This is a genomic window from Corallococcus praedator (assembly GCF_003612125.1).
In the GTDB taxonomy this organism is placed as follows: Bacteria; Myxococcota; Myxococcia; order Myxococcales; family Myxococcaceae; genus Corallococcus; species Corallococcus praedator.
This window is the reverse complement of the sequence record NZ_RAWI01000823.1, coordinates 1-700: the sequence shown is the minus strand read 5'-3', so window position 1 is coordinate 700 and position 700 is coordinate 1. Positions and strand designations below refer to the sequence as shown.

General features: G+C 75.0%; 1 protein-coding gene. It reads right to left on the bottom strand.

What is annotated here, in order from left to right:
* Positions 1-700 (bottom strand): glycosyltransferase family 39 protein (locus D7Y13_RS41970; RefSeq protein WP_439329263.1); only part of this gene is annotated, 700 nt, incomplete at both ends.

Below are 700 nucleotides of genomic sequence, written 5' to 3'. Positions count from 1 at the left end.
GGTGAAGGCGAGCAGGCGCCACCTGCGCGCGAACAGGAGCCAGCCCAGCGCGGCCAGCACGAAGAGGGCGGACGGGTAGCGCGTCACCACGGCGAGCCCCAGCGCCAGCCCCCCCAGGAGCCCCGCGCGCCGTGTCCCGGAGGCGGTTCCCGTGTCCGACCGGTCCAGGGCCTCCATGGCCACCAGCAGGAAGGACGCGGAGACGGACTCCGACAGCGTACGTCCGGCGAAGAGCAGCACCGGGCCGCTCAGCCCCAGGAGCAGCACGGCGAGCGCGCCTCCCTGGGGGCCGGCTCGGCGCGCGGCGAAGCGGTACGCGGACCAGAGGCTCCACGCGTGCAGGGCGAACTGGGGAAGGGCCACCACGCCCCGGTAGACGCCCGGGTCGGTGATGCCCAGCAGCGCCGCCAGCTTCAGGAAGGCCGCGAGCACCCCGGGGAAGGCCCAGTTGCGCAGGCCGTCGCGCCACTCCCACGACTGCACGCCGTAGCCGTGCACGCGCCACCAGGCGGGCTCCAGTGCCTGGAACACCTCGTCCGGGTGGATGCGGCCCAGTTCGCGCACCGCGATGACGGTGGGGACCAGCGCCACGGCGAGGAGCCCCAGCAGCTCCAGCCTCCCGGAGCGTCCCTCCCGTGAGTGCACCGCGTCAGGAGGAAGAAGGTCCGGGGGCGCCGGAAGCGTGCCGGGGGCGGAGGGC